This window comes from Streptomyces sp. NPDC007162 (assembly GCF_040634175.1).
Lineage (GTDB): Bacteria > Actinomycetota > Actinomycetes > Streptomycetales > Streptomycetaceae > Streptomyces.
The window spans coordinates 1-1,514 of sequence record NZ_JBEYFC010000981.1 but is presented as its reverse complement, the minus strand read 5'-3'; the positions used below and the strand labels follow the sequence as shown (position 1 = coordinate 1,514).

At 69.5% G+C, this 1,514-nt stretch carries 1 protein-coding gene; it reads right to left on the bottom strand.

All coding sequences use genetic code 11. The annotated features are described in order from the left end of the window. Positions 1 to 247: 247 nt before the first annotated feature. A complete protein-coding gene (locus ABZ646_RS46475) occupies positions 248 to 1,501 on the bottom strand; it encodes an RICIN domain-containing protein (RefSeq protein ID WP_360533802.1) in 1,254 nt (417 codons plus the stop codon). Positions 1,502 to 1,514 lie beyond the last annotated feature (13 nt).

Here is a 1,514-nt window from a genome sequence, read left to right as displayed (position 1 = left end):
GTCAGCCGAAGGCCGCCTGCACGTAGGGCAGTTACCGACGCGAGTGATCAAGTACGACGACCTGTTCGAGGCCCGAGGTTAAAGATCAAGCTAGGGCCTGTCTGACAATTCGCGTCGTCGCCCGCAGGGCGGCCTCGCGGCGCCAGGTGCGTGCTCTGGGGGTCCCCCCCCGGCCGGAGGCTGGGGGAGCGTGCATGGCGTCGCGAGGCAGACGGGAATTGTCAGACAGGCCCTGTCGGCACAGGGCTCAGCCGAGCGTCCACTTCTGGTTGGCGCCGCCCGTGCAGGTCCAGATCTGCAGCCGGGTGCCGTTGGCCGAGGCGTTGCCCGTGACGTCCAGGCACTTGTTCGCCTGCGGGTTGACGATGTCGTGCGCCGAGCTGACGGACCACCTCTGGGCGGCGGTGCCGTTGCAGTCGTAGAGCTGGACCGGGGTGCCGTCCGCGGTGCCGCCGCCGGTGACGTCCAGGCACTTGCCGAGCGCGCGGATCGTGCCGTCCGAGCCCACGGTCCACTGCTGCGCGGTGGTGCCGTTGCAGTCGTAGAGCTGTACGGGCGTTCCGTTGGCGGAGTTCGCCCCGGCGACGTCCACGCACTTGCCGGCCAGGCCCTTGATCGCCACGCCGGTGGCCGTGTCACCGGTGGTCACCGACACCGAGTCCACCACCAGCTGGGCCGGGAAGGACGTGGAGCCGTCCGGGTCGCCCGGCCAGTAGCCGCCCACGGCGAGGTTCAGGATCAGGAAGAACGGCTTGTTGAACGCCCAGGTGTTGCCGCCCACGTCGGCCGGTGTACGCGTCTCGTAGACGGTGCCGTCGACCGACCACTTGATCGAGTCGGGTGCCCAGTCGACCGCGAAGGTGTGGAAGCCGTCCGCGAAGGCCTGGCCGTCGGGCAGCGAGTAGGCCGCGCCGATGCCGTTCGAACCCGAGTAGCCGGGGCCGTGGATGGTGCCGTGCACGGTCGAGGGCTCGAAGCCGACGTTCTCCATCACGTCGATCTCACCGGAGTTCGGCCAGCCGACCGACCCGATGTCGTTGCCGAGCATCCAGAACGCGGGCCACATGCCCTGCCCGCGCGGGATCTTCATCCGGGCCTCGACGTGCCCGTACTGGGCGGAGAACTTCCCGGAGGTGTTCAGCCGGGCCGAGGTGTACTGGCAGGTGCCGTACCAGCACTGGTAGTTGGCCGGATTCTCCTTCCTGGCCGTGATGACCAGGTGGCCCTGGCCGTCGAGGGCCGCGTTGTGGGTGCCCGAGGTGTAGTACTCCCGTTCGTGGTTGTTGACGTTGTCGCCGGTCTCCATCGTCCACTTCGAGGAGTCGACCGCCGAACCGGCGGCCCCGTCGAAGGTGTCGGAGAAGGTCACGGCGGCCGCGTCGGCGGACGCGGACGCGGCCCGTGCGGGCCCGACGGCGGCCGTCGCGACCAGTGCCGCGGACAGCGCGGCGAACAGACATCTGCGGAGCAGTCGTAGGAGCCGCCCGCCACGATCTCGCAGGTCGGGTCGGTCT